This is a genomic window from Pseudooceanicola atlanticus, assembly GCF_000768315.1.
Taxonomy (GTDB): domain Bacteria; phylum Pseudomonadota; class Alphaproteobacteria; order Rhodobacterales; family Rhodobacteraceae; genus Pseudooceanicola; species Pseudooceanicola atlanticus.
This window is the reverse complement of the sequence record NZ_AQQX01000005.1, coordinates 215,748-237,157: the sequence shown is the minus strand read 5'-3', so window position 1 is coordinate 237,157 and position 21,410 is coordinate 215,748. Positions and strand designations below refer to the sequence as shown.

Below are 21,410 nucleotides of genomic sequence, written 5' to 3'. Positions count from 1 at the left end.
AACCTGCAGACTCTCATTATGAACGAGGGACCAACAGGGGGCAGGTCAACCGGTATGGGCCGGGAGCTGACGATACGGCGAGCATGATGCCTTGCTCGCTCTTCGCATTGGTCTAACCTTTACATCTATGAAAATGCGCAAAAAGTCTGAACTCCCGACCAAGACGTGTCCTGTATGCGGTCGACCGTTCGCTTGGCGCAAGAAATGGGCTCGTGATTGGGAGCTTGTTATTTACTGCTCAGAACGATGCCGACGATCGGCCAATTAAAGGCGGTTCCAATCTGGCAAACTTATGCCGGTTATTCCTAGGGAGTTCGTCGGGCTCGCAGTAGCTCTGGCAAGCCGATCAGAAGCAATGCTGCAGCGGCCATCGCAAAAAACCAAGCGCCTGCCCAATTGAATGCAATGGCGCCCGCGATGCCGCCTATCGCAAAAGATGAAAGCGTGATGGCATGCAGCTTCAACTTCGCGATGGCATCTCTTTTGCGATCACGATCGCCGGAAAGCGAAGCCAGGCCCACACCGATATCGGTCGCCATACCCGAGACATGCGTAGTTCGTACGCGGGCCTCCGAAATAAGAGTGGTGACCGAGTTCTGAAATCCCAGCACGAAACTCAGCGACACGGTCATCAGAACTTCGGAGACTGTGCCATCTGTCAGCGTCATCCCGATGGACAGCGCTGCGAGCAATAACGCCTCCAAAACGATTGCCCAGGCGAACGCGCCCCGTACCTTTTTGGCGAGCCCGCGTAGGACCAAAATCGCAGCACAATAGGCGCCAAGAATGAAAGTGAAGACCAACGGCAGGAGCCAGAGCGCCACAGCGATATCACCTGTGACCAAGGTGTCGGCAAAGGCGGACACGTTGCCTGTCATATTCGCGGTGAATACCCCAGCGGCCAAGAACCCGGCCGCGTTCAGAGCACCGGCGATCGTAGCAAGCATGCCAGCGAGCGCCAGGTTGATCTTTTCAGTGCGCTCCTGCCCGACGCGTATCAGCATGTTCAGACATGTTTAGGGATAGGTTCAGGGCAGAGTAAGCCGCGCTGAAGGCATTGTCAGCCCTGAGCTCTTGAGGGGAGAGCATTGCGTTGGCGCGTCGTGATGTCTCGCAGTGTTAGTCGGTCCTACCGGTTCAGATCGGACTTGGAACTCCGTCTGCCAACCCATTGATGTCATTAATTGGGAGTGGTGCGAGTTGGAACTCGTAATACTTTGTTTCGGAGGATATTTCGCTCGTCCTCCTCGGTCCGCCACTTACCCTTGATTTGTAGCGCTTCTTGAAGATTTCGGCTGTTGGCCGCCATCCATCCAGCCAATAGAAAGCGTTTGATTACTACCTGTTGCGACCGGCGGTTTGCTCGCTCATCTGTGTTTGGCCCGTCTTCGTAAATTGGTTCGTGATGACCTTGAGGTCGTATCTTACACGAGAGCCAGCTTCTGGAGCCCTTACGGGAACGCCAAGACGACGAACGCGGCTGCGATCTCGGGCTTGTCGACAGCAAGCTGGTGAGGCACACGATCAATGTTGATGCCTGCGAACTCGAGTTCGCAGGATACGCTCTGCATGATGACATTGGATTGAGCTCCCCATACCCCCGAAATTCGGACAGTGACTTAAACTACGATTTGCAAAGCCGACGGTCGCCATGCAGTATGGATGGACCGTTCTTCAGGTCGTGCGAATTTCGGGATAAAATTTTATCTATCATTCTGATTTGATTGACCTATTTGCGAAGTGAACGACTTTGCAGCATTGCTTTGGGGGAAATACTGATGTCTACGATTTTCGGCACTCCGGGCGCAGACCTTATCACGTCACCAAGCACGGCAGACGTCGTCAGTGCCTTGGATGGAGACGATACGATTGTCTTTGGACCAACGTCTGCAAGCAGTTTTCAATTTCCTCTGGAAGATAACGAGCGCATAGACGGTGGGTCTGGACTCGATATCGTCGAAGTCTCAACCCCCGGAGCCGTTCCGGGCGACGGTATTCACTTCGACGCATTCACCGAGGTCGATCCGATCCTTTTCGGCGGCTACACACATCGAGTGGCGCAGATCGAAGTGACATCAATTCAGTCTTTGGCCCTGATGCGCGAAGTTGAGACTGTGACCCGTCTGGATGGGACACAGGTCAATCTGACAATCGGTTCTCTACCGTGGCACGCAGAGACCAAGGCTCAAGTCTACCAGGAAACCGCGTTCAATTCGAACTACGATGCCAGGATGGTCGCATCGTTGACTGATGGCTCTGTTGTGCGCCTTATTCAGTTGGTCGGCGCGACAGCCGGTATGGATCAGACCAAGGTAATTTTTCAAGTCATTAATGGCGATGGTAGCGTCAGCTTTGAATCCGCGCCGTTTGGTGCGGATTTCGTTAGCGGCGAGGATTTTACCACAATGCCTGTCGTTGCCGGCCTGCCCGATGGAGGCTTCGCAATGGCTTGGACGGAACACCTTTCCACGCCGTCGACGAATTCGGCTACTACATACATTCAAATGTTCGATGCGGACGGGACGGCACGTTTCGGCTCTTCGATCATCGAAAGCGGCAATGGAACGACATCGCGGCAGGACGGTGATCTGGCAGCGCTGTCGGATGGCAGGGTTGTCTACACGGCAAAGTACGCGACCGATTCATTGAACCAATACATCATCAACGCCGATGGGAGCGTCGTGGCTTTCGACACGACACAGCCGGGGTTCTTTCCACTGCATAACGGTGTCGCCTCTTATGGTAACGGCTATGCGCAATTCTTCCAGGATGCGTCTCAATCGAACGCGGACAACCAGTACCTTCGAACGCTGGAGATGCATCTAAAGATCGTTGACCCTGACACAGGCGCCATCAGCGATGGACCGGTGGTTGAGGCGTTCGCTTTTCAGCCTGACGAACAGATCGTCTACAAATCATATGCTTCCCTCGGGGGCGATGGCCTCGCCGCGGCGTTCACGACAACGCACGGGCGTAATATCCTCGTGACCTACGTCGACGGCATTCTGGACGCCCGGCCCTTGGAGATGCCCTTCGGCGCGACGGCATTGAACCAACAGGTCAACCTCGTTTCGGTCCCCGATGGCGGGGCCTACCTTGCCATCGAACTCAACACTTCCGGAGCGGTCGAGGGTGCGCTGCAAAATGCCGACGGTTTCGCGGCCTTTATAGCCGCGGATGGTTCTCAGGGGGAATTTGTCTCGGTTACAGATCGTGTGGGCAACGGCGCCGGTAACAATTACCGGCCGATCGTGGCAGCCACGGATGACGGAATATTCGCGACTTGGTATACCAGTGATGGCATCCAGGGGATCAGCTATCAGGCGGCCTCCGGTTACAATGATGTCGCGGGCACCGCAGGTGCCGACAGTCTGGTTGGAACATCAGCTGATGATCACATCCTTGCGGGGTCAGGGGATGATACGCTGGTTCAGAATGACGGGTTGGATCGGTTCGAGGGAGGTGACGGCACCGATACCTTCGTGATGGTTCCAAGTGTCGGGGCCTTCGCCTCGCTTCAGGACGGGAGCACCGGTGCGAAGGACGGTCAAGGCCCGCTGGAGGCATTGATCGGAATTGAAAACCTCGTCGGGTCCTCTCAGGCTGACATTCTCGGCGATGATGGCGATGCGAACTTAATATTGGCCGGAGCGGGTGACGATACCATCTTGGGCTACGGTGGCGATGACACGTTACTGGGCGAAGATGGGCTCGACACCTATCGTGCCATGGCGGACAATTACGCCCAACTCCTACTTCCGCTCTCCTCGGAGGTCGAGCAACTTGATCTTGCCAATGGCCGCCTGACGGGGACTGACAACGCCGACGTTCTACTGCTGCCAGCGGTTCAGGCATACGTCGGCGCAGGTGAGATTTGGCTGCGCGGTGGTAATGATACCTTCGTTGGTACTCAGGCTGCAGATACGGTCCGTGGCGACGGTGACGATGATTCCATAGACGGCCAGGGTGGTGACGACGTCCTCATGGGTGGCTCGGGCAATGACACGCTGATTGGCGGGCTTGGCAACGACACCCTCACGGGAGGAACCTCTTTTTCGGACGGAAATACATACATCTTCAGACCGGGTGAAGGCCACGACATCATCACTGATTTTCAGCGTACGGGCGATACTCTGGATCTCTCGGCGTTTTCCGAGGCTGAACTGGATGCTATGACGGTCGGCGTCAACGGGAACGGAGATAGGGTTGTCACTTTCCAGGACGGGTCAACCCTGACGATGCAAGGCGTAGCGCGGAATTATGCGCCAATCGGCAGCATTCAGATTGCTGGAACGCAGCAGGAAGCTGAGACTCTTTCGCTCGATTTCTCGAACTTCACGGAATACGACGGGTTCGATAGCGAGGATGTTTCCGTACAATGGTTGCGTGACAGGGAGGCCATCCCAGGCGCAAATGGGGCAACCTATGTTACGACCCAGGACGATGTCGGTGCCCGTATGTCGGCCGAGGTCACCTATATCGACAATTTCAAAACCGAAGAAACGAGACTGACGTCTCAGACGTTCTCTATCGCCAATATCAACAATCCGGTTGAAGGCGAAGTGTTGATCGATGGGACTGTGCGGGTCGGTGAAACTCTTGCCGCAATAACCAGAGGGCTGACCGACATCGACGGACTGGGCAGCTTTTCTTACCAGTGGTTGCGTGACAGCGATCCGATCTTAAACCAGACTGCCGCCACATACGATTTGGTATCGGCAGATATTGGCGCTCGAATAAGCGTACAGGTTACCTATTATGACCGCTATTCATATAAAGAGGAAATTATGAGCGTCGCGACAAGTCCCACGATGGGCGTAATACAGGGAACCTCCGGAGCGGAGGAACTTTCCGGCACAGCTGGTGCAGAGTTGATTGAGGCGTTTTCGGGCGACGATACGATCTTTGGCCTTGGCGGCGCGGACGACATCTTTGCTGGCGACGGCGACGATGACGTGATCGTCAAGGTATCTGAAGGGCTGGGCTGGGATCTTCACGGGGGGCCGGATTTCGATCGTCTCATCTTCGGCGACAGGTTCGATCGGGGCACCCACAACGTGACCGTCAATATGACCTCCGGCAATGTGATCGTGGATGGCCAACTTCCTGATGTCACAAACACGATCTTCGCGTTCGAAGATATCCTTGTTCAAGATCTCGGGGTCTGGACCATCTACGGTTCGCATCGTGGGGAACGCATACAGGCAACCCAGGCGGAAATGGTCATTACGGCATTCTCAGGCGATGACACGGTTAGTTCCGGCGAAGGCAATGACATCGTATATGGGGGTCATGGCAACGACAAGATCAATGGCAGTCTCGGAAACGATACCATTTATGGCGGAGACGGTGACGACACCATTTCCGGCTACCTTGGAGACGATCTGCTGGTTGGTGGGCCTGGTTCTGATTTGCTGTTCGTTTATGAGGAAACCGACCGTGTTGCTGAAAGCAGGAACTGGGCGGGTCACGACACGGTCATGGCCTTTGTCGACTTCCGGATGGGGCGGAAGCACATCGAAGATTTGGAACTACAAAACGATGCAATCCTAGGGGCGGGCAATGGGCTTGCCAACGTCATCACCGGAAACAGCCGCAACAATATTCTCGACGGCGGCAAGAACAACGATACCCTCGTTGGTGGACGTGGCGATGACCGCTATTTGATCCGGGCTCCCGGGGATACTGCCGTCGAAGAATTCGACGAGGGCAACGATACCGTTCTGGCATACCGCAGTTATGCGTTGGAAGCTCATGTCGAGAAACTCTTCATGCAGACGGTCTATACGAAGGATGGCGCCCCGGCGATCTTCAATGGAATCGGCAATGGGCTAGACAATACGATCGTAGGCACACCTTTCGACAATACAATCGTGGGACGCGAAGGGCGCGATACGTTGAAGGGGCAGGCCGGATCGGACACTTTCGTTTTTGACCGGGCGCTCGGCCCCGACAACGTGGATCGGATTATCGATTTCAACGCAAACGAGGTCGACGAGGGCGATATTCTGAAGTTCAAGGGCTCGTTGCTCGGCAATTCCGTGGCAGTTGGCATGCTGGACCCGTCGGCTTTCGCAACGGGATTGTCTGCATCTGATGCAAATGATCGCTTCATATTCGATCAAGCCAGCGGGCAGCTTTGGCTGGATACAGATGGCACCGGGGCGGCGATTCAGATCCTTGTTGCGACTTTTGAACAGAATGCGCTGGTCACTGCTGCGGATATAGAGGTCTTCTAACCTCTCATTTGCTTTTCGATTGGACAGGACCCTGCCGATCCTTCGGCAGGGTTGCCCGCAGTTGGGTGTGGCGCAATGGGTCACCCGCCCGTGATTTCAACCCCGCAAACGACCCCTCGGTCTGTGCATTATCGCAGTGTCACGGGGCGCATTCCCGCTTTTCCGACCGACCGGTCAGCGTTAGGGTCGCGCCGCGAACAGGAGGGCGGCCCATGGCACCGGTGTTGCAAATCAAGAACCTGCAAAAAACCTACGACGGCGGTTTCGAAGCGCTGAAAGGCGTCGACCTCGAAATCGAGGAAGGCGAGATCCTGGCCCTGCTCGGGCCCAATGGCGCGGGGAAGACGACCCTGATTTCAACGGTGTGCGGGATTACCGTGCCGACGGGCGGCACTGCATTGGTCGCCGGGCACGACATCATCACCGAATACCGCCAGGCGCGGTCGGCCATCGGGCTGGTCCCGCAGGAAATCAACCTTGAACCCTTCGAAACGGTCTGGAATGCGACCCGCCTGACCCGCGGCCTCTTTGGCAAGCGTCGGGATGACAAGTTGCTCGAGCAGATCCTGCGCCGCCTGTCGCTCTGGGACAAGAAAGACAGCCAGATCAAGGAACTGTCCGGCGGCATGAAGCGTCGCGTGCTGATCGCCAAGGCGCTGAGCCACGAACCGCGGGTGCTGTTCCTCGACGAACCGACCGCCGGTGTCGACGTGGAACTGCGCAAGGACATGTGGGAAATCGTGGCCGACCTGAAAACCCAGGGCGTCACGATCATCCTGACCACCCACTACATCGAAGAGGCCGAGGCGATCGCGGATCGCATCGGTGTCATCAATGGCGGGCAGCTTCTGCTGGTCGAGGAAAAGAACGCGCTGATGGCCCGGATGGGTAAGAAGCAACTGACCATCGACCTGCGCGATCCACTTCAGTCCATTCCCGCCGGTCTGAAGTCGGACGCGCTGGAATTGTCTGAGGACGGCACGCAGCTGGTCTATTCCTACGACACCAACAGTGAACGCACGGGCATCACCACGCTGCTGGCCGCGCTGTCGCGGGAGGGGATCGTGCTCAGCGATATCTCGACCCGCCAATCCTCTCTCGAAGAGATATTCGTCGACCTTGTGAAGGAGAGCGCGGCATGAACCTCACCGCTGTTTGGGCCATCTACCGATACGAGATGACACGGTTCTTCCGGACCCTGCTGCAAAGCTTCATCTCTCCGGTCATTTCCACGTCGCTCTATTTCGTCGTCTTCGGCACCGCCATCGGGTCGCGGATCGAAGAGGTCGAGGGCGTGACCTATGCCGCCTTCATCGTGCCGGGTCTCATCATGCTGTCCGTGATGATGCAGTCGATTTCGAACGCGTCCTTCGGCATCTATTTCCCCAAGTTCATCGGCACCATCTACGAGATGCTGTCGGCCCCGGTGAACTTCCTGGAAATCGTGCTGGGCTATGTCGGCGCGGCGGCGACGAAGGCTCTGTTCATCGGGCTGGTGATCCTGGGCACGGCGTCGCTCTTCGTCGACCTGACGATCGCGCATCCCTTCGCTATGGTCGCCTTCCTCGTGCTGACCTGCCTGTCCTTCGCGCTGATGGGGTTCATCATCGGCATCTGGGCCAAGAATTTTGAGCAATTGCAGCTGGTTCCGCTGTTGATTGTCACGCCGCTGGTCTTCCTTGGCGGGTCCTTCTACTCGATCTCGATGCTGCCGCCGGTCTGGCAGACGATCACGCTGTTCAATCCGGTGGTCTATCTGATCTCGGGCTTCCGCTGGGCGTTCTTCGACATGGCGGATGTCTCGGTCGGGGTCAGCCTGATGGCGATTGCCGGCTTCACGGCGATCTGCCTCGGCGCGATCTGGTGGATTTTCCGCACTGGCTGGCGGATCCGGTCGTGACGGTCGGGATTTAACCTCCAGGACGTGACAAGCACATGACGATCAGGCGCCCCGAAACGGGCAGGACCGCTCTGCCGCGACGATATTCGCGCGGCGACAGGCCTGTCATCTTGCCGAGACGGGCAGGGGCCTCTACATCGGCATCATGGATTTTGTGAAACGCCTTCTGAAACGGCAGCCCACCGTTGCCGTGCTTCGCCTGCAAGGCATGATCGCCTCGGGGCCGCGTGGCCCGTTGAACGATCAGGTTCTTGCACCGCTGATCGAAAAGGCCTTTCGCCGGGGCAAGCCCGTGGCGGTGGCGCTGGTCATCAATTCGCCGGGCGGATCGCCCGTGCAATCCTCGCTGATCGCGGCCCGTATCCGGCGCCTGTCCGAGGAAAAAGAGGTCCCCGTCATCGCCTTCGTCGAGGACGTCGCGGCCTCTGGTGGATACTGGCTCGCCTGTGCGGCGGATGAAATCTATGCCGACCGGACCTCGGTCGTGGGCTCCATCGGGGTGATCTCGGCCTCGTTCGGGGCGCATGTCTTTCTGGCCCGGCAGGGTGTCGAACGGCGCGTGCACACGGCAGGCAAGTCCAAATCCATGCTCGATCCCTTCCGCCCCGAGAAGGAAGAGGATGTCGCGCGCCTCGAAGGGTTGCTGGAGGATATCCACGCCGCCTTCATCGACCATGTGAAGGACCGCCGCGGCAAAAAACTGCCCGCGGACGAGGACCTGTTCACCGGCGAGGTCTGGCTGGCCGGCAAGGCACGGGACAAGGGCCTGATCGACGGGATCGGTCACATCGTGCCGGAAATGAAGAAACGCTACGGCGACAAGGTGCGGTTCCGCAGATACGGCCCCAAACGCGGCCTGATGTCCCGTTTCGGGGCCACCGTGCTCGGGAATGTCGCCCACGAAATCGAAGAGCGGGCCGCCTATGCCCGGTTCGGCCTCTGACGTGATCCTGAAGATTGTCACACTCTTTCTCGTCGCCATCGGCGTGCTCGCCATGTTCGGCAAGGTGAACCTGCCGGGCCGCAAGGCCGCGTCGTTGAAGTGCCGCAAATGCGGCCGGTACAGGATCGGCAAGGCGCCCTGCGATTGCGGGGGAAGGAAGAAATGATACCCTGGTTGCTCTGCGGGCTTGGCCTGCTGATCCTGCTTCTGGCCGGCGATGCGCTGGTGCGCGGTGCGGTGAACCTGTCGCTGCGCGTGGGCATCCCCGCCCTGATCGTCAGCCTGACCATCGTCGCGTTCGGCACCTCCGCGCCCGAGTTGATCATCTCTCTCTCGGCGTTGCATGAGGGCAAGCCGGACCTGGCGCTCGGCAACGTGGTGGGGTCGAACACGGCCAACGTGCTGCTGGTTCTGGGGCTGCCCGCGATCATCTCGCGCATGCATACCAGCCAGCTGGACACGAAGCGGTCCTACCTGATGATGCTGGCCGGTTCGGTGCTGTTCATCGGCCTTGCCTTCCTTGGCTCCTTCAACTGGATCACCGGGATCATCCTGCTGGCCGCCCTGGCGATGACGCTGGGCGACCAGTTCTTTTCCGCCCGCAAGCACATGGCGGACGCCAAGCTGAGCTGTGCGGAGGCCGAAGCCGACGAGATCGCGGACCTTGAAGGCGCGGACCCGGACATGCCCTGGTGGAAGATCATCGTCTTTCTGGTCCTCGGCCTTGTCGGTCTGCCTCTGGGCGCCGACCTGCTGGTCGAAAACGCGTCGATCATCGCGCGGCAATTCGGGGTGTCGGATGCAGTGATCGGCCTGACCCTCGTGGCGCTTGGCACGTCGCTGCCGGAACTGGCCACGACCGTCGTCGCGGCCATGCGCAAGCAGGCGGACGTGGCCATGGGTAACGTCATCGGCTCCAACATCTTCAACCTGCTGGCCATCATCGGGGTGACGTCGCTGTTCGGCGAGATCCCGGTCGATGCGGAATTCCTGACCTTCGATCTGTGGGTCATGCTGGGCGCGTCGCTGATCCTTGCCCCCTTCGTTCTGATGGGGCGCGATCTGGGTCGTCGGTGGGGCGCGCTCTTGACCTTCCTCTACCTGCTCTACGTCACGATGGTGCTTGTCTGACACGCAACATCGGAGGGTAGGGGATGACCAGAGCGCTCGTAACCGGCGCCGCCAAGCGCCTTGGCCGCGCCATGGCGCTGGAACTGGCCGATCAGGGCTATGACGTGGCCGTGCATTACGGCCAGTCGGCAGAGGCCGCGGAAGACGTGGCGGAGCTGATCCGCGCCAAGGGCCGCCGCGCCGCGACCGTACAGGCCGACCTGACAGCCGAGGACGATATGCAGCGCCTTGTCCCCGCCGCCGCCGAAGCGCTGGAGGGGCCGCTGACCTGCCTGGTCAACAACGCCTCGATCTTCGACAAGGATGAGGTGGATAGCGTGACCCGCGAAAGCTGGGACCGGCACATGGACTGCAACCTGCGCGCACCCTTCGTGCTGACCCAGGCCTTCGCGCGCGCGGTTCCGGCGCCGCTGCGGGACGAGGACGGCCGCGCCACGGCGCAGGGCCTCGTCATCAACCTGATCGACCAGCGGGTGCGCAAGCTGACGCCGGATTTCACCAGCTACACTCTGTCGAAGGCCGCGCTCTGGTCGCTGACCCAGACCCTGGCCCAGGCGCTGGCCCCGGCCATCCGGGTGAATGCGATCGGCCCAGGACCGACGCTTCAGGGCGCGCGCCAGGGGGCGGACGATTTCCTGCAGCAGCAGATGGCCACGATCCTCGAACGCGGCTCCAACCCCGACGATATCATCGGGGCGCTGCGCTATTTCCTGACCGCGCCGGGCGTGACAGGGCAATTGATCTGCACGGATGGGGGGCAGCACCTTGCGTGGAAAACCCCGGACGTCGAGGGGGTAGAATGAGTATTTTCGCATGCCGTGGCGGCAGGTTTTGCACGCGTTGTTTTTCCGTCACATAAGCGTTACCAAAACTTTAATGATTTCATATACTTGTCGCGCGCAAATATTTTTATCATTTAAAAACAGCGCGTTGCAACAGGGCCTAAAATTTAGGCAGGTCGTCGAAGGTCATAGTTTAGAAGGGGTTTTTCGTAACGGAAATGGAATGCCCCCAGACTTATCCACAGAAACGGTGGAAAGCTTCACACTTGTTCTCAGCCGCGTAAATTTGCAGCCATGGCGGGAATCACCGGGGAACGAACATGACGCAGAGCAACCAGGACACGCTGACCGGGCACGCCCTGATCCATTCCCTCCTGCCGACGCTTGATTCGTCGCCGGGGGTGTACCGGATGCTCGATGCGCAGGCGCGGGTGCTCTATGTCGGCAAGGCCCGCAACCTCAAGGCGCGGGTGTCCAACTATGCCCGGCCTTCGGGGCATTCCGGGCGGATCGCGCGGATGATCCGGGAAACCGCCTCGATGATGTTCCTGACAACGCGGACGGAAACCGAGGCGCTGCTGCTGGAACAGAACCTCATCAAGCAGCTGAAGCCGCGCTACAACGTGCTGCTGCGCGACGACAAGAGCTTTCCGAACATTCTGCTGACCAAGGATCACGACTTCCCCGAGATCGTGAAACATCGCGGCGCGAAAAAGCGGAAGGGGGCCTATTATGGCCCCTTCGCCAGCGCGGGCGCGGTGAACCGGACTCTGAACCAGCTGCAGAAGGTGTTCCTGCTGCGCACCTGTTCCGACAGCATGTTCGACAGCCGCAGCCGGCCCTGCCTGCTGTACCAGATCAAGCGCTGCTCGGCCCCCTGTACCGGCGAGATCAGCAAGGAGGATTACGCCTCGGCCGTACGCGATGCCGAACGGTTCCTGTCCGGGCGGTCGACCCAGGTGCAGGAGAAGCTGGCCGCGGACATGGCCGAGGCCGCCGAGGCGATGGAATTCGAACGCGCCGCCGCCTTGCGCGACCGCATCCGCGCATTGACGCAGGTGCAATCGGCGCAGGGGGTCAATCCGCGCTCCACGCCCGAGGCGGATGTGATCGCGCTGAACATGGAAGGCGGGCAGGCCTGCGTGCAGGTCTTCTTCATCCGGGCGAACCAGAACTGGGGCAACCGCGACTTCTATCCCCGCGCGGGGGCCGAGGTCGACGAGGCCGAGGTGCTGGAGGCCTTCCTGGGCCAGTTCTACGACACCAAGGAACCGCCCCGTCTGATCCTGCTGTCGCACCCGATCGAAAATTCGGACCTGATGGAACAGGCCCTGACCGAGAAACTGGGCCGCAAGGTCGAGATCGCGGTGCCGCAGCGCGGGGAAAAGGCCGAGTTGGTCGAGGGCGCGGCCCGCAATGCCCGCGAAAGCCTGGCCCGCAAGATGTCGGAAAGCGCGACCCAGGCCAAGCTGCTGGCCGGGCTGGGCGAGGCGTTCGGACTGGACGGTCCGCCGAAGCGGATCGAGGTCTACGACAACTCGCATATCCAGGGCGCCCATGCGGTCGGCGGGATGATCGTCGCCGGGCCCGAAGGGTTCCTGAAATCGCAATATCGCAAGTTCAACATCAAGGGCGAAGACCTGACCCCCGGGGACGATTTCGGCATGATGAAGGAGGTTCTGACCCGCCGTCTGACCCGCCTGCTGAAAGAGGACCCGGACCGCAAGAGCGAGCTTTGGCCGGATCTGCTGCTGATCGACGGTGGTGCGGGGCAGGTTTCGGCGGTGCAGGAGATCCTCGACCAGCTGGGCGTGCCGGACATTCCGATGGTCGGCGTCGCCAAGGGCGTCGACCGTGACCACGGCAAGGAAGAGTTCCACCGCCCCGGCCAGCGCCCCTTTGCGTTGAAGATGAACGACCCGGTGCTCTATTTCGTCCAGCGCCTGCGCGACGAGGCACACCGCTTTGCCATCGGCACCCACCGGGCGAAACGGGCCAAGGCCGTGTCCGCCACGCCGCTGGACGAGATCCCCGGCGTCGGGGCCACCCGCAAGCGCGCGCTGCTGGCGCATTTCGGCTCGGCCAAGGCGGTCAGCCGGGCCGGGCTGTCGGATCTGAAGGCGGTGGAAGGCATTTCCGATGCGATTGCCGAAACGGTCTACGCGCATTTCCACGAAAAGGGCTGAGGACCCGGACCCGGGGCCCTGATCCAAAGGCGCACCTGCGGTGCACACCATTTTGTTGCGTCTCTTGCTGCGCAAGAGACGCGGTGCCTCCGGCGGGAGTATTTCCGGCAAGATGAAGGTCGGGGTTGCGCGGGTTTCGCCGCGTGGCTTCTTCCCTCCGGAGGGGGGACGGGCTAGGTAGAGCCTCATGAAGATGACCTTGCCCAATATCCTCACGCTGTTCCGCCTGCTGGCGGCGCCCGGCGTGATCATCGTGTTCCTTGTCCTGCCGCGCCCTTATGCGGATTGGGCGGCCTTCGTGCTGTTCGTGGGCGCGTCGTTGACCGATTATGCCGATGGCTACCTGGCGCGGAAGATGGGGCAGATCAGCAAGATCGGGACGATGCTGGATCCGATCGCCGACAAGGCGATGGTGGTCATCGCTCTGCTGGCGCTGGCGCTCTGGTCGCCTCTGGGCGTGTGGATCGTGCTGCCCTCGGCGGTTATCCTGTTCCGCGAGGTGTTCGTCTCGGGCCTGCGGGAATTCCTGGGCGACGTTGCCGGTACCCTGGCGGTCACGAAGCTGGCGAAGTGGAAGACGGCGGTGCAGATGGTGGCCATTGCGCTGCTGCTGGTGCAGGGCGTGTTCAATCACCATCTGGGCATGGCGGTCTTCGGGATGGACCAGGACATGATCCGGGCTATCCTGTCGGGTGTCGAAGAGGACCCGACCGGGCTGCGGGGCATCATGTGGCGCGCCGAATGGGGCGGCTACCTGGGCATCGCGCTGATCTGGCTGGCCGCCATCCTGACCGCGATCACCGGCTGGGACTACTTCGCCAAGGCGCGGGCGCATCTGGGAGAGGATTGATGGATATTCTGTATTTCGCCTGGGTCCGCGAGCGGATCGGGCTGCCGAAGGAAAAGGTCGAGACCGGGGCGCGCAACGTCACCGAACTGGTCGAGGAGCTGAAGGCGCGCGAGCCGCGCTACGCCGCGGCGTTCGAGGATATCTCGGCCCTGCGGGTGGCGCTGGACCAGGAGCTGTCGGATTTCGACGCCTCGCTGGAGGGCGTGCGGGAAGTGGCCTTCTTTCCGCCCATGACCGGGGGCTGAGCGATGCGGATCGTGGTGCAGGAGGCGCCTTTCGACCTGGGCGCGGAAACGTCCCGGTTCGCCGAGGGGCACAAGGACCAGGGCGCCATCGTGACCTTCACCGGCCTCGTGCGCGAAGATGGCGGCATGGCCCGGATGGAGATCGAGCATTATCCCGGCATGACCGAACGCGCGATCACGAAGATCGCCGAAGAGGCGGTGACCCGGTGGTCCCTGGGGGATACGCTGGTCATCCACCGCTTTGGGCCGATGCAGCCGGGCGAGGCGATCATGATGGTCGCGACCGCCGCGCCGCATCGCAAGGACGCCTTCGAGGCGGCGGAATTCCTGATGGATTACCTGAAAAGCCGCGCGCCCTTCTGGAAGAAGGAAATCGGGCCGGACGGGTCCGATTGGGTGGCGGCGAAGGACGAAGACGAGGACGCGCTGGACCGCTGGTAGGCCGCGGCAGAGGCGCGCTCCGGGTCAGCCCGCGTGGTTGACCCGTTCGATGTAGGCGCGCAGTTCCTCGGCCTCGTGACGGGCCTCCCGCAGGCCTTCCATGGCAGCGTTCAGTTCGGCTTCGGTCTGGCTCAGCTGGTTGGTCAGCTCGGCCTCGCGCTGTTGCAGGTAGGTGATCGCCTGGTCGCGGATTTCCTCGGCTTCATGCAATTCCTGGGCCATGCGCTCGAGTTCGCCCATGTCGGATTTCGACACGCGGGTGAAACGGTGGATGAGCCAGTAAGCGAACCAGCCAAGGCAGAAAGCGATAAACAGGATGACCGCCGTGGCGATCACGAATTCAGTTCTGTTCATCCTCTGTTGTCTCCTCAGCCGTGGACGGTTCTTCAGTGCCGTCCTCTTCCGTTGTCGTCTCGTCGCCCGATCCGTCCTCGGCATCGGCCTCGGATGTGTCGGTGCTCTCTTCTGCGCCGGAAGTGGATTGGCTTTCAAGGGTCGTTTCGTCGGTCTCTTCGCCGGATGTCCGAATTAACTGGAATTCGATCCGGCGGTTGGCCTCGCGGCCTTCCTCGGTGTCGTTGTCCGCAATCGGGATGCTTTCGCCGTAGCCCTTGGACAGGAAGTTGCCGGTTTCGACCCGGCGCATCCGCAGCTCGCTGAGGACGGTATTCGCGCGCTCCTGGCTGAGGCGTTCGTTCATTTCTTCGCGGCCCTGGCTGTCGGTGTGACCCGCGATTTCCAGCCGCAGCGGACCGCAGAGCTTCAGCACCTCGGCCAGGTCGTCCAGGATGCCCCGGCTGTCGGCGTCCACTGTGGCAGAGCCCGGTTCGAAATTGATTTTCCGTTCGCCCTGGATCGCGGTGATCTCGGCGATGCATTCGTCAGGGGTGGGCATGGCGGCGACCGGGTCCAGTTTCTCCTGGTAGGCCACGTCGATCGTGAAATCCTGACCTTCGCCCAGCCGGTCCGACAGGATGCGGGCGATTACGGCGCTGCTGTCCTTGTTGCCGGTATTGCCGCGCACGCCGATCCGGTCTTCGGTGACATTGACGACGCCGTTGTTCAGCTGTGCCAGCGCCTCGAGCCCGGCGAGCACGCGCAGCGACCAGCCCTCTGGCAGGCTGTCATCCAGCCGTGCGGCGGAATAGACGGCCTCGCTGCCGAAGGCCGCGCGGGAATAGCTGTCGGCGGCCTTGCGAGACAGCTCGTCCCGGATGCGGCCGCGCAGCTGCACCAGGCCTTCGGGCGACAGGGTGGCGGTGAATTCGGCGGGGCCCTGGTTTTCGGTGCTTTCGGTTTCGGGCAGCACGGCGGTCAGGGCAAAGACGTCGGGCAGGGCGTTTTCCAGCTCGCCCACGACGCGGTCAAAGGTGGTGCGATCGGACCCTTCGGCGGCGATCAGGCTGATATCGGCATCCGACAGCGTGACAGAGCCCTGGCCGATCCGGCCAAGCGCCAGGATGGCCGAGCTTGCGGCGGCGCCCCATTCGGTCGACGGCACGCCAAGACCCAGGGTGCAGCGCGCCTCGCTGGTCAGGCCGACGCCGCGTGCGGCATTCAGGATCCGGGTGCGGGCCTCTTCGGTGTCGGCGGAACAGGCATCGAACCGGGCGCCGTTCTCGTCGACGATGTAGCGCAGGGTGAAGGGGGCGATGACCGGGCGGGGCGCGGCGATGTCCAGCACCAGATCGATGGGGCCGGGGGCCTTGCGCTTCAGCTCTGCCTCGAGCTGGCGGCGATCCTCGACACTGTCGCTCATCGCCTTGATCGTCACCTCGCCTGCGGCCAGTGAAATCTTGGACCGGGGCAGGTCGCGGAGCGCCGCGATGGCGTAGTCGATGGTCAGTTGCCAGCTTTCCGGGGCCGCGTAATCCGCGGTTTCCAGAAGGTCGGTCACCGTGTCGAGGTTCGGGATCTTGTTCAGCCGTTCGATCAGCGCCTCGCGATTGGTCGAGGTCGGCACCAGCCCGATCAGCGAAAGTTGCGCGTCGTTGCGCAGCATTTCGATGGAAAAGCGCGGCGCAGCCAGTTCCTCGGTCGCGGCGACGCGCATGTGGTCGATCACGCGGGTGGCGTCGACGACTTCGCCGGCGACGGTGATGGCGCGGAACCGTTCGGCCTCGGACGGGGCGACGCCCGTCAGGTGAAGCTGCAACCCGTCGGTGGTCACATCCGCCCAGCTCAGCGCCTCGCGGTCCAGCTGGGCGCGCACACCGTTGGCCGAACTGCGTTCGATCGTGGTGGCGGCAAAGGTCGCGGCGATGACAGAGGTCACGGCGGCGATGACGAAGGCAGCGGCGAGGATCGCGTAGGAGGACAGGCGCATCGGCGGGTCCGGTCTTGTTGGCATCGGCAGGGGTTTAAGCCCTCAGCGCCTCCCTTGCAATCACACCAGCAGGGCGACGGCGAAAAACGGCAAGGGCAGCAGTCCCGCATCCCTGTTGGATCGGAACAGCATCAGCAACCTGTCATGGTCGTCCATGTCCAGCCGCCGCAATTGCCAGGCCAGGTGCCAGCCGAACGCCCAGGGCCCGGCCAGCGCGACGACCAGCGCCAGCGGATTGGCATCGGGCAGGGCCGCCCCCAGCACCGTCAGCCCCATCAGCATCACCGCCCCGACGAGGAACCGGCGCAGCCAGCGCGGCGTCTGGTTGGCAAACAGCCGCGCGGTGGATTTCACGCCGATCAGCGCGTCGTCTTCCTTGTCCTGGTGGGCGTAGATGGTGTCGTAGAACAGCGTCCAGCTGATCCCGGCGACATAAAGGACAAAGGGCGGCCAGCTCAGGCTTTCCGAATGCGCCGCCCAGGCGAGGATGGCGCCCCAGTTGAAGGCGAGGCCCAGGAAGATCTGCGGCCACCAGGTGAACCGCTTGGCAAACGGGTAGATCGCCACCGGCAGTAGCGACAACACGCCAAGGGCGATGGCCAGCGGCGGGAAGGTCAGCAGGATCCCGAAGGCGATCAGCGCCTGCGCGCACATCCAGGCCACCGCCTGTGTCACGCTGACCTGCCCCGACGGGATCGGGCGCGACCGGGTGCGTTCGACCGACCCGTCGATATTGCGGTCGGTGATGTCGTTCCAGGTGCAGCCCGCGCCGCGCATCAGGATCGCCCCGATGCCGCAACCGGCCGCAATCCAGGCATCGCTCCAGCCGACCCGGCCATCGGCGATCATCGCCAGCATCAGCCCCCACCAGCAGGGCAGCAGCAGCAGCCAGGTGCCGATCGGCCGGTCGGCGCGCGACAGGCGCAGGTAAGGGCGCAGCGGGGCAGGGGCGTAATGGTCGACCCAGTTGCCTTTGACGGCATCTGAAACCTGTCCCTCTGGTGTCGGCTGGGTTGCGGGCATATGTAGGGCCTCATGGAACGTGCGAAAGTCAGGCTCTGTGTAGATCACCCGTTGGGGGAGGGGCAAACCGTTCCTCTCGAACGGGACCAGGCGCATTACCTTTTCGGTGTGATGCGCATGTCGCAGGGCGATGCGGTCGCCCTGTTCAACGGGCATGACGGCGAATGGCGGGCCGAGGTGCTGGAGGCCGGCAAGCGCGGCGGCGTCCTGATCTGCCGCGGGCAGAGCGCGCCGCAGATGAACCCGCCCGACCTCTGGCTGCTTTTCGCGCCGATCAAGAAGGCCCGCACCGATTTCATCGTCGAAAAGGCGACCGAGATGGGGGCGGCCCGTATCCTGCCCGTGCAGACCGATTTCACCAATGCCGAACGCATCCGCCAGGACCGGCTGCAGGCGCATTGCGTCGAGGCGGCAGAGCAATGCGGCGGCACCTTCATCCCCGAGGTGGCCGACCTCGCGCGGCTCGACCGGGTGCTGGCCGACTGGCCCGAGGGCCGGCAGCTGATGTTCTGTGACGAGGGACTGGCAGGCGGCGACACGCTGTCGGCCCGCACGCCGGGGCCGTGGGCGATCCTGATCGGGCCCGAGGGCGGCTTTTCCCCCGCCGAACGCGACCGTCTGCATGGCCTCGATTTCGCACATCCGGTGGCGCTCGGTCCGCGGATCCTGCGCGCCGACACCGCGGCCGTGGCCGCCCTGACCCTGTGGCAGGACCGGTTGGGCGATTGGGGCCGCGCCGAGTGATGGATTTCGTTCGCCCGGAACTGCGCGCTACCCTGTGGCGCTGGCGCGAAGCGCTGGTCGCGGCCGTCATCGGGCTCGTCGGGCTCTGGGCCGCGCTCACCAGTTTCGGCATCCTCGCCATGCTGGGCTGGGGCCTCGTGCTACTGTGCCCGGTCCTGATCTTCGCCGGATGGCAGCGCGGCCGGTTCCGCGCCGACGGTCAGGGCCCCGGCGTGGTCCGCGTCGACGAGGGGCAGGTGGCCTATTTCGGCCCGCTGACCGGTGGTGTGGCCGCGATCAGCGAGATCAACCGCCTTGCGCTCGACAGCCGCCAGCATCCGCCGGTCTGGGCGTTGGAACAGCCCGGCCAGCCCGACCTGATGATCCCGCTGAACGCCGAAGGCGCCGATGCGCTCTTTGATATCTTCGCCGCTTTGCCCGGTATCCGCACGGACCGGATGCTGGATGAAATGCGCCGGACCAACCGACCTCACCGGACCGTGATCTGGGAGAAGAAAGGCGCAGTGCCGCGCTTGCATTGACACCCCCGCCATTTCCGCCCAAGCCTGTGCGGACCAAGAAACGATCGGAGGCACCGGCCCCATGTCTATACCCCAGTCCGGAGGCGGCCCGATCGAACGGCCCGAACAGCTGGCCGAGTATCTCGAGAGCGGGTGCAAGCCCAAGGAAGACTGGCGGATCGGGACCGAACACGAGAAGTTCGGCTATTGCCGCGACAGCCTGCTGCCGATCCCCTACGAGGGTGAACGCTCTGTCCTGACCGTGCTCGAAGGGCTGCGCGACGGCCATGGCTGGGCGCCGCTCGAAGAAGGTGGCAAGCTGATCGGCCTGACCAAAGACGGCGCCAATATCTCTCTGGAACCGGGCGGGCAGCTGGAATTGTCCGGCGCGCCGCTGGAAAATATCCACCAGACCTGTGACGAGGTGAACGACCACCTGCGCGACGTCAAGGACATCGCCGACAAGGTCGGTGTCGGCTTCATCGGGCTGGGGGCCGCACCGGTCTGGACCCACGAACAGATGCCGCTGATGCCCAAGGGCCGCTACAAGCTCATGGACGAATACATGGGCAAGGTCGGCACGGCCGGCCGGATCATGATGCGCCGCACCTGTACCGTGCAGGTAAACCTCGATTTCGCCAGCGAAACGGACATGGTGCGCAAGATGCGCGTGGCCGTGGCGCTGCAACCCGTCGCCAATGCGCTCTTCGGCAATTCACCGTTCTTCGAGGGCCAGAAGAACGGCGTCAAAAGCTATCGCGGCTGGGTCTGGCGCAACCTCGACGACGCCCGCACCGGTATGATCCCCTTCGTCTTCGACGAGGGCTTCGGCTTCGAAAGCTGGGTGCAATACGCGCTCGATGTGCCGATGTACTTCGTCTACCGCGACGGCAAGTACATCGACGCGCTCGGCCAGTCCTTCCGCGACTTCATGAAGGGCGAGCTTCCTGCCTTGCCTGGCGAAGTACCGACCCTGTCGGATTGGGCGGACCATCTCACCACGCTCTTCCCCGAAGCGCGGCTGAAGAAGTTCATCGAGATGCGGGGCGCCGATGGCGGCCCCTGGCGCCGTCTCTGCGCGCTGCCCGCCTTCTGGGTCGGGCTGATGTACGATCAGACCGCACTGGATGCGGCCTGGGACCTCGTCAAGGACTGGACCACCCCGCAGCGCGAGGCCATGCGCATCGCCGCCGCCGACGAAGGGCTGGCGGCCAGGGTGGACGGGATCCAAATGCTCGACCTGGCCCGCGAGGTTGTCGATATCGCCGAAGCCGGGCTGAAGGCCCGCGCCCGCCCCGGCGCCGGTGGCCTCGTCCCGGACGAGACGCATTTCCTGAATGCGCTCAAGGAAAGCGTTGAAAGCGGCATGAGCCCGGCGGATGAATTGCTGGCGCAGTACAACGGCCCGTGGAACGGCGATCTCAGCCGTATCTACTCGGAATTCTCGTACTGACGCGACATCATGCCATTACGGCATCGGGGACCGGACGCAGCTAATCTTCGGGCCGGTCCTTTTTCTTCTTCTTGGGCTTCTTCGGCTTGTCCCCGACGATCGACCCGATCTTGGCGCCGATCTTGATCAGGCTCAACTGTGTCGCGCGGGGCAGGGCGGACAGTTCGGCATACCAGTCGTCCAGCGCCTGAAGCGTCTCGTAGGTTTCGGCCATACGGGTGCGTACTTCGGCCGGGGTTTCGTCCTGCTCGGCCTGGCCCTGGATATCGCGCAGCGCGTTCAGGGTGGGTTCGAATTCCCGTTCCCGCCGCACCTCGATTACCGTTTCGACCATGTCGAAAATATCAGACATCGTGGTGAAGTAATCCCGACGGTCGCCCAATTGCCGGGTGATCCGGATCAGTCGCCAGGTCTGCAATTCCTTCAGCCCCGTCGACACGTTCGACCGCGCCAGGTTCAGGGTGGTGGCGATATCCTCGGCCGTCAGCGGATCAGCAGAGATATGCAGCAGCGCAAGGATCTGCGCGACGGAGCGGTTCAAGCCCCAGCGGGTGCCCATTTCCCCCCAATGGAGAATGAAGTCCTGCATGGACGGCGTGAGTTGCATGTCTCGCCCCCCCTTTCGTTTTTACTGAAGCACCTATTAC

20 protein-coding genes are annotated in these 21,410 nt (G+C 62.0%); 15 read left to right on the top strand and 5 right to left on the bottom strand.

Annotated elements, in window-relative coordinates:
• Window positions 1–133 precede the first annotated feature (133 nt).
• A complete protein-coding gene (locus ATO9_RS23910; protein ID WP_081979597.1) occupies window positions 134–268 on the top strand; it encodes a DUF2256 domain-containing protein in 135 nt (44 codons plus the stop codon).
• Between the two features lie 37 nt (window positions 269–305).
• Here ATO9_RS23910 and ATO9_RS14580 read toward each other — a convergent pair whose 3' ends face one another.
• A complete protein-coding gene (locus ATO9_RS14580; protein ID WP_043750481.1) occupies window positions 306–1,004 on the bottom strand; it encodes a YoaK family protein in 699 nt (232 codons plus the stop codon).
• Window positions 1,005–1,778: 774 nt separating this feature from the next.
• On the opposite strand from ATO9_RS14580, the gene ATO9_RS24920 reads away from it, so the two are divergent.
• The 11 genes from ATO9_RS24920 (at window position 1,779) to ATO9_RS14525 (ending at window position 14,717) form a co-directional block, all read left to right on the top strand.
• The gene (locus tag ATO9_RS24920; protein ID WP_043750480.1) at window positions 1,779–6,239 is read left to right on the top strand and encodes a calcium-binding protein; all 4,461 of its coding nucleotides are present in this window, start codon (window positions 1,779–1,781) and stop codon (window positions 6,237–6,239) included.
• A 212-nt stretch (window positions 6,240–6,451) separates the two neighbouring features.
• Complete coding sequence (locus ATO9_RS14570) at window positions 6,452–7,381, top strand: ABC transporter ATP-binding protein (RefSeq protein WP_043750478.1); 930 nt, start codon at window positions 6,452–6,454, stop codon at window positions 7,379–7,381.
• Complete coding sequence (locus ATO9_RS14565) at window positions 7,378–8,139, top strand: ABC transporter permease (protein WP_043750473.1); 762 nt, start codon at window positions 7,378–7,380, stop codon at window positions 8,137–8,139. Before ATO9_RS14570 ends, ATO9_RS14565 begins: the two co-directional genes overlap by 4 nt.
• A gap of 145 nt (window positions 8,140–8,284) precedes the next feature.
• Complete coding sequence (locus tag ATO9_RS14560; protein ID WP_156127876.1) at window positions 8,285–9,082, top strand: S49 family peptidase; 798 nt, start codon at window positions 8,285–8,287, stop codon at window positions 9,080–9,082.
• A gap of 1 nt (window position 9,083) precedes the next feature.
• Window positions 9,084–9,248 carry a hypothetical protein gene (locus tag ATO9_RS14555; RefSeq protein WP_238318772.1) on the top strand — a complete coding sequence of 55 codons (165 nt, stop codon included), beginning with the start codon at window positions 9,084–9,086 and terminating at the stop codon, window positions 9,246–9,248.
• Entirely contained in the window at window positions 9,245–10,213 is a 969-nt protein-coding gene (locus ATO9_RS14550; protein ID WP_043750467.1) for a calcium/sodium antiporter, read from the top strand. The genes ATO9_RS14555 and ATO9_RS14550 overlap by 4 nt, the downstream gene beginning before the upstream one ends.
• A 23-nt stretch (window positions 10,214–10,236) precedes the next feature.
• On the top strand, window positions 10,237–11,016 hold the full coding sequence (locus ATO9_RS14545; RefSeq protein ID WP_043750463.1) for an SDR family oxidoreductase: 780 nt from the start codon (window positions 10,237–10,239) through the stop codon (window positions 11,014–11,016).
• A gap of 299 nt (window positions 11,017–11,315) precedes the next feature.
• Window positions 11,316–13,181, top strand: coding sequence for an excinuclease ABC subunit UvrC (uvrC, locus tag ATO9_RS14540; RefSeq protein WP_043750459.1), 1,866 nt, complete (start codon window positions 11,316–11,318; stop codon window positions 13,179–13,181).
• Between the two features lie 187 nt (window positions 13,182–13,368).
• Window positions 13,369–14,031, top strand: coding sequence for a CDP-diacylglycerol--glycerol-3-phosphate 3-phosphatidyltransferase (gene pgsA / locus ATO9_RS14535; protein ID WP_043750454.1), 663 nt, complete (start codon window positions 13,369–13,371; stop codon window positions 14,029–14,031).
• Window positions 14,031–14,276: a molybdopterin converting factor subunit 1 gene (gene moaD / locus ATO9_RS14530; protein WP_043750451.1), complete on the top strand. Its 246-nt coding sequence runs from the start codon at window positions 14,031–14,033 to the stop codon at window positions 14,274–14,276. Before pgsA ends, moaD begins: the two co-directional genes overlap by 1 nt.
• 3 nt (window positions 14,277–14,279) lie before the next feature.
• Complete coding sequence (locus tag ATO9_RS14525; RefSeq protein WP_043750448.1) at window positions 14,280–14,717, top strand: molybdenum cofactor biosynthesis protein MoaE; 438 nt, start codon at window positions 14,280–14,282, stop codon at window positions 14,715–14,717.
• A 24-nt stretch (window positions 14,718–14,741) separates the two neighbouring features.
• On the opposite strand, the gene ATO9_RS14520 is transcribed toward ATO9_RS14525, so the two are convergent.
• From ATO9_RS14520 to ubiA, 3 genes are read right to left on the bottom strand one after another with little or no spacing between them, the layout of a single operon-like run.
• Complete coding sequence (locus ATO9_RS14520; RefSeq protein WP_043750445.1) at window positions 14,742–15,071, bottom strand: hypothetical protein; 330 nt, start codon at window positions 15,069–15,071, stop codon at window positions 14,742–14,744.
• On the bottom strand, window positions 15,058–17,043 hold the full coding sequence (locus tag ATO9_RS14515) for an OmpA family protein (RefSeq protein ID WP_052418339.1): 1,986 nt from the start codon (window positions 17,041–17,043) through the stop codon (window positions 15,058–15,060). The genes ATO9_RS14520 and ATO9_RS14515 overlap by 14 nt, the downstream gene beginning before the upstream one ends.
• Window positions 17,044–17,103: 60 nt before the next feature.
• Entirely contained in the window at window positions 17,104–18,066 is a 963-nt protein-coding gene (gene ubiA / locus ATO9_RS14510) for a 4-hydroxybenzoate octaprenyltransferase (protein ID WP_043750442.1), read from the bottom strand.
• 12 nt (window positions 18,067–18,078) lie between these two features.
• On the opposite strand from ubiA, the gene ATO9_RS14505 reads away from it, so the two are divergent.
• From ATO9_RS14505 to ATO9_RS14495, 3 genes are all read left to right on the top strand, one after another.
• Window positions 18,079–18,810, top strand: a complete 732-nt coding sequence (locus ATO9_RS14505) for a 16S rRNA (uracil(1498)-N(3))-methyltransferase (RefSeq protein WP_043750439.1) — start codon at window positions 18,079–18,081, stop codon at window positions 18,808–18,810.
• The gene (locus ATO9_RS14500; RefSeq protein WP_043750436.1) at window positions 18,810–19,331 is read left to right on the top strand and encodes a hypothetical protein; all 522 of its coding nucleotides are present in this window, start codon (window positions 18,810–18,812) and stop codon (window positions 19,329–19,331) included. The genes ATO9_RS14505 and ATO9_RS14500 overlap by 1 nt, the downstream gene beginning before the upstream one ends.
• 61 nt (window positions 19,332–19,392) lie before the next feature.
• The gene (locus ATO9_RS14495) at window positions 19,393–20,763 is read left to right on the top strand and encodes a glutamate--cysteine ligase (RefSeq protein WP_043750433.1); all 1,371 of its coding nucleotides are present in this window, start codon (window positions 19,393–19,395) and stop codon (window positions 20,761–20,763) included.
• A 40-nt stretch (window positions 20,764–20,803) separates the two neighbouring features.
• Here ATO9_RS14495 and ATO9_RS14490 read toward each other — a convergent pair whose 3' ends face one another.
• Window positions 20,804–21,370 carry a GbsR/MarR family transcriptional regulator gene (locus tag ATO9_RS14490; protein ID WP_052418338.1) on the bottom strand — a complete coding sequence of 189 codons (567 nt, stop codon included), beginning with the start codon at window positions 21,368–21,370 and terminating at the stop codon, window positions 20,804–20,806.
• Between the last annotated feature and the right edge of the window lie 40 nt (window positions 21,371–21,410).

Coding starts and splice junctions, on each gene's coding strand:
- moaD (WP_043750451.1), top strand. CDS start 14,031: ATGGATATTCTGTATTTCGCCTGGGTCCGCGAGCGGATCGGGCTGCCG.
- pgsA (WP_043750454.1), top strand. CDS start 13,369: ATGAAGATGACCTTGCCCAATATCCTCACGCTGTTCCGCCTGCTGGCG.
- ATO9_RS14490 (WP_052418338.1), bottom strand. CDS start 21,370: ATGCAACTCACGCCGTCCATGCAGGACTTCATTCTCCATTGGGGGGAA.
- ATO9_RS14560 (WP_156127876.1), top strand. CDS start 8,285: ATGGATTTTGTGAAACGCCTTCTGAAACGGCAGCCCACCGTTGCCGTG.
- ATO9_RS23910 (WP_081979597.1), top strand. CDS start 134: ATGCGCAAAAAGTCTGAACTCCCGACCAAGACGTGTCCTGTATGCGGT.
- ATO9_RS14515 (WP_052418339.1), bottom strand. CDS start 17,043: ATGCGCCTGTCCTCCTACGCGATCCTCGCCGCTGCCTTCGTCATCGCC.
- ATO9_RS14525 (WP_043750448.1), top strand. CDS start 14,280: ATGCGGATCGTGGTGCAGGAGGCGCCTTTCGACCTGGGCGCGGAAACG.
- ATO9_RS14580 (WP_043750481.1), bottom strand. CDS start 1,004: ATGCTGATACGCGTCGGGCAGGAGCGCACTGAAAAGATCAACCTGGCG.
- ATO9_RS14570 (WP_043750478.1), top strand. CDS start 6,452: ATGGCACCGGTGTTGCAAATCAAGAACCTGCAAAAAACCTACGACGGC.
- ATO9_RS24920 (WP_043750480.1), top strand. CDS start 1,779: ATGTCTACGATTTTCGGCACTCCGGGCGCAGACCTTATCACGTCACCA.
- ATO9_RS14520 (WP_043750445.1), bottom strand. CDS start 15,071: ATGAACAGAACTGAATTCGTGATCGCCACGGCGGTCATCCTGTTTATC.
- ATO9_RS14505 (WP_043750439.1), top strand. CDS start 18,079: ATGGAACGTGCGAAAGTCAGGCTCTGTGTAGATCACCCGTTGGGGGAG.
- ATO9_RS14565 (WP_043750473.1), top strand. CDS start 7,378: ATGAACCTCACCGCTGTTTGGGCCATCTACCGATACGAGATGACACGG.
- ATO9_RS14550 (WP_043750467.1), top strand. CDS start 9,245: ATGATACCCTGGTTGCTCTGCGGGCTTGGCCTGCTGATCCTGCTTCTG.
- ubiA (WP_043750442.1), bottom strand. CDS start 18,066: ATGCCCGCAACCCAGCCGACACCAGAGGGACAGGTTTCAGATGCCGTC.
- ATO9_RS14495 (WP_043750433.1), top strand. CDS start 19,393: ATGTCTATACCCCAGTCCGGAGGCGGCCCGATCGAACGGCCCGAACAG.
- uvrC (WP_043750459.1), top strand. CDS start 11,316: ATGACGCAGAGCAACCAGGACACGCTGACCGGGCACGCCCTGATCCAT.
- ATO9_RS14500 (WP_043750436.1), top strand. CDS start 18,810: ATGGATTTCGTTCGCCCGGAACTGCGCGCTACCCTGTGGCGCTGGCGC.
- ATO9_RS14545 (WP_043750463.1), top strand. CDS start 10,237: ATGACCAGAGCGCTCGTAACCGGCGCCGCCAAGCGCCTTGGCCGCGCC.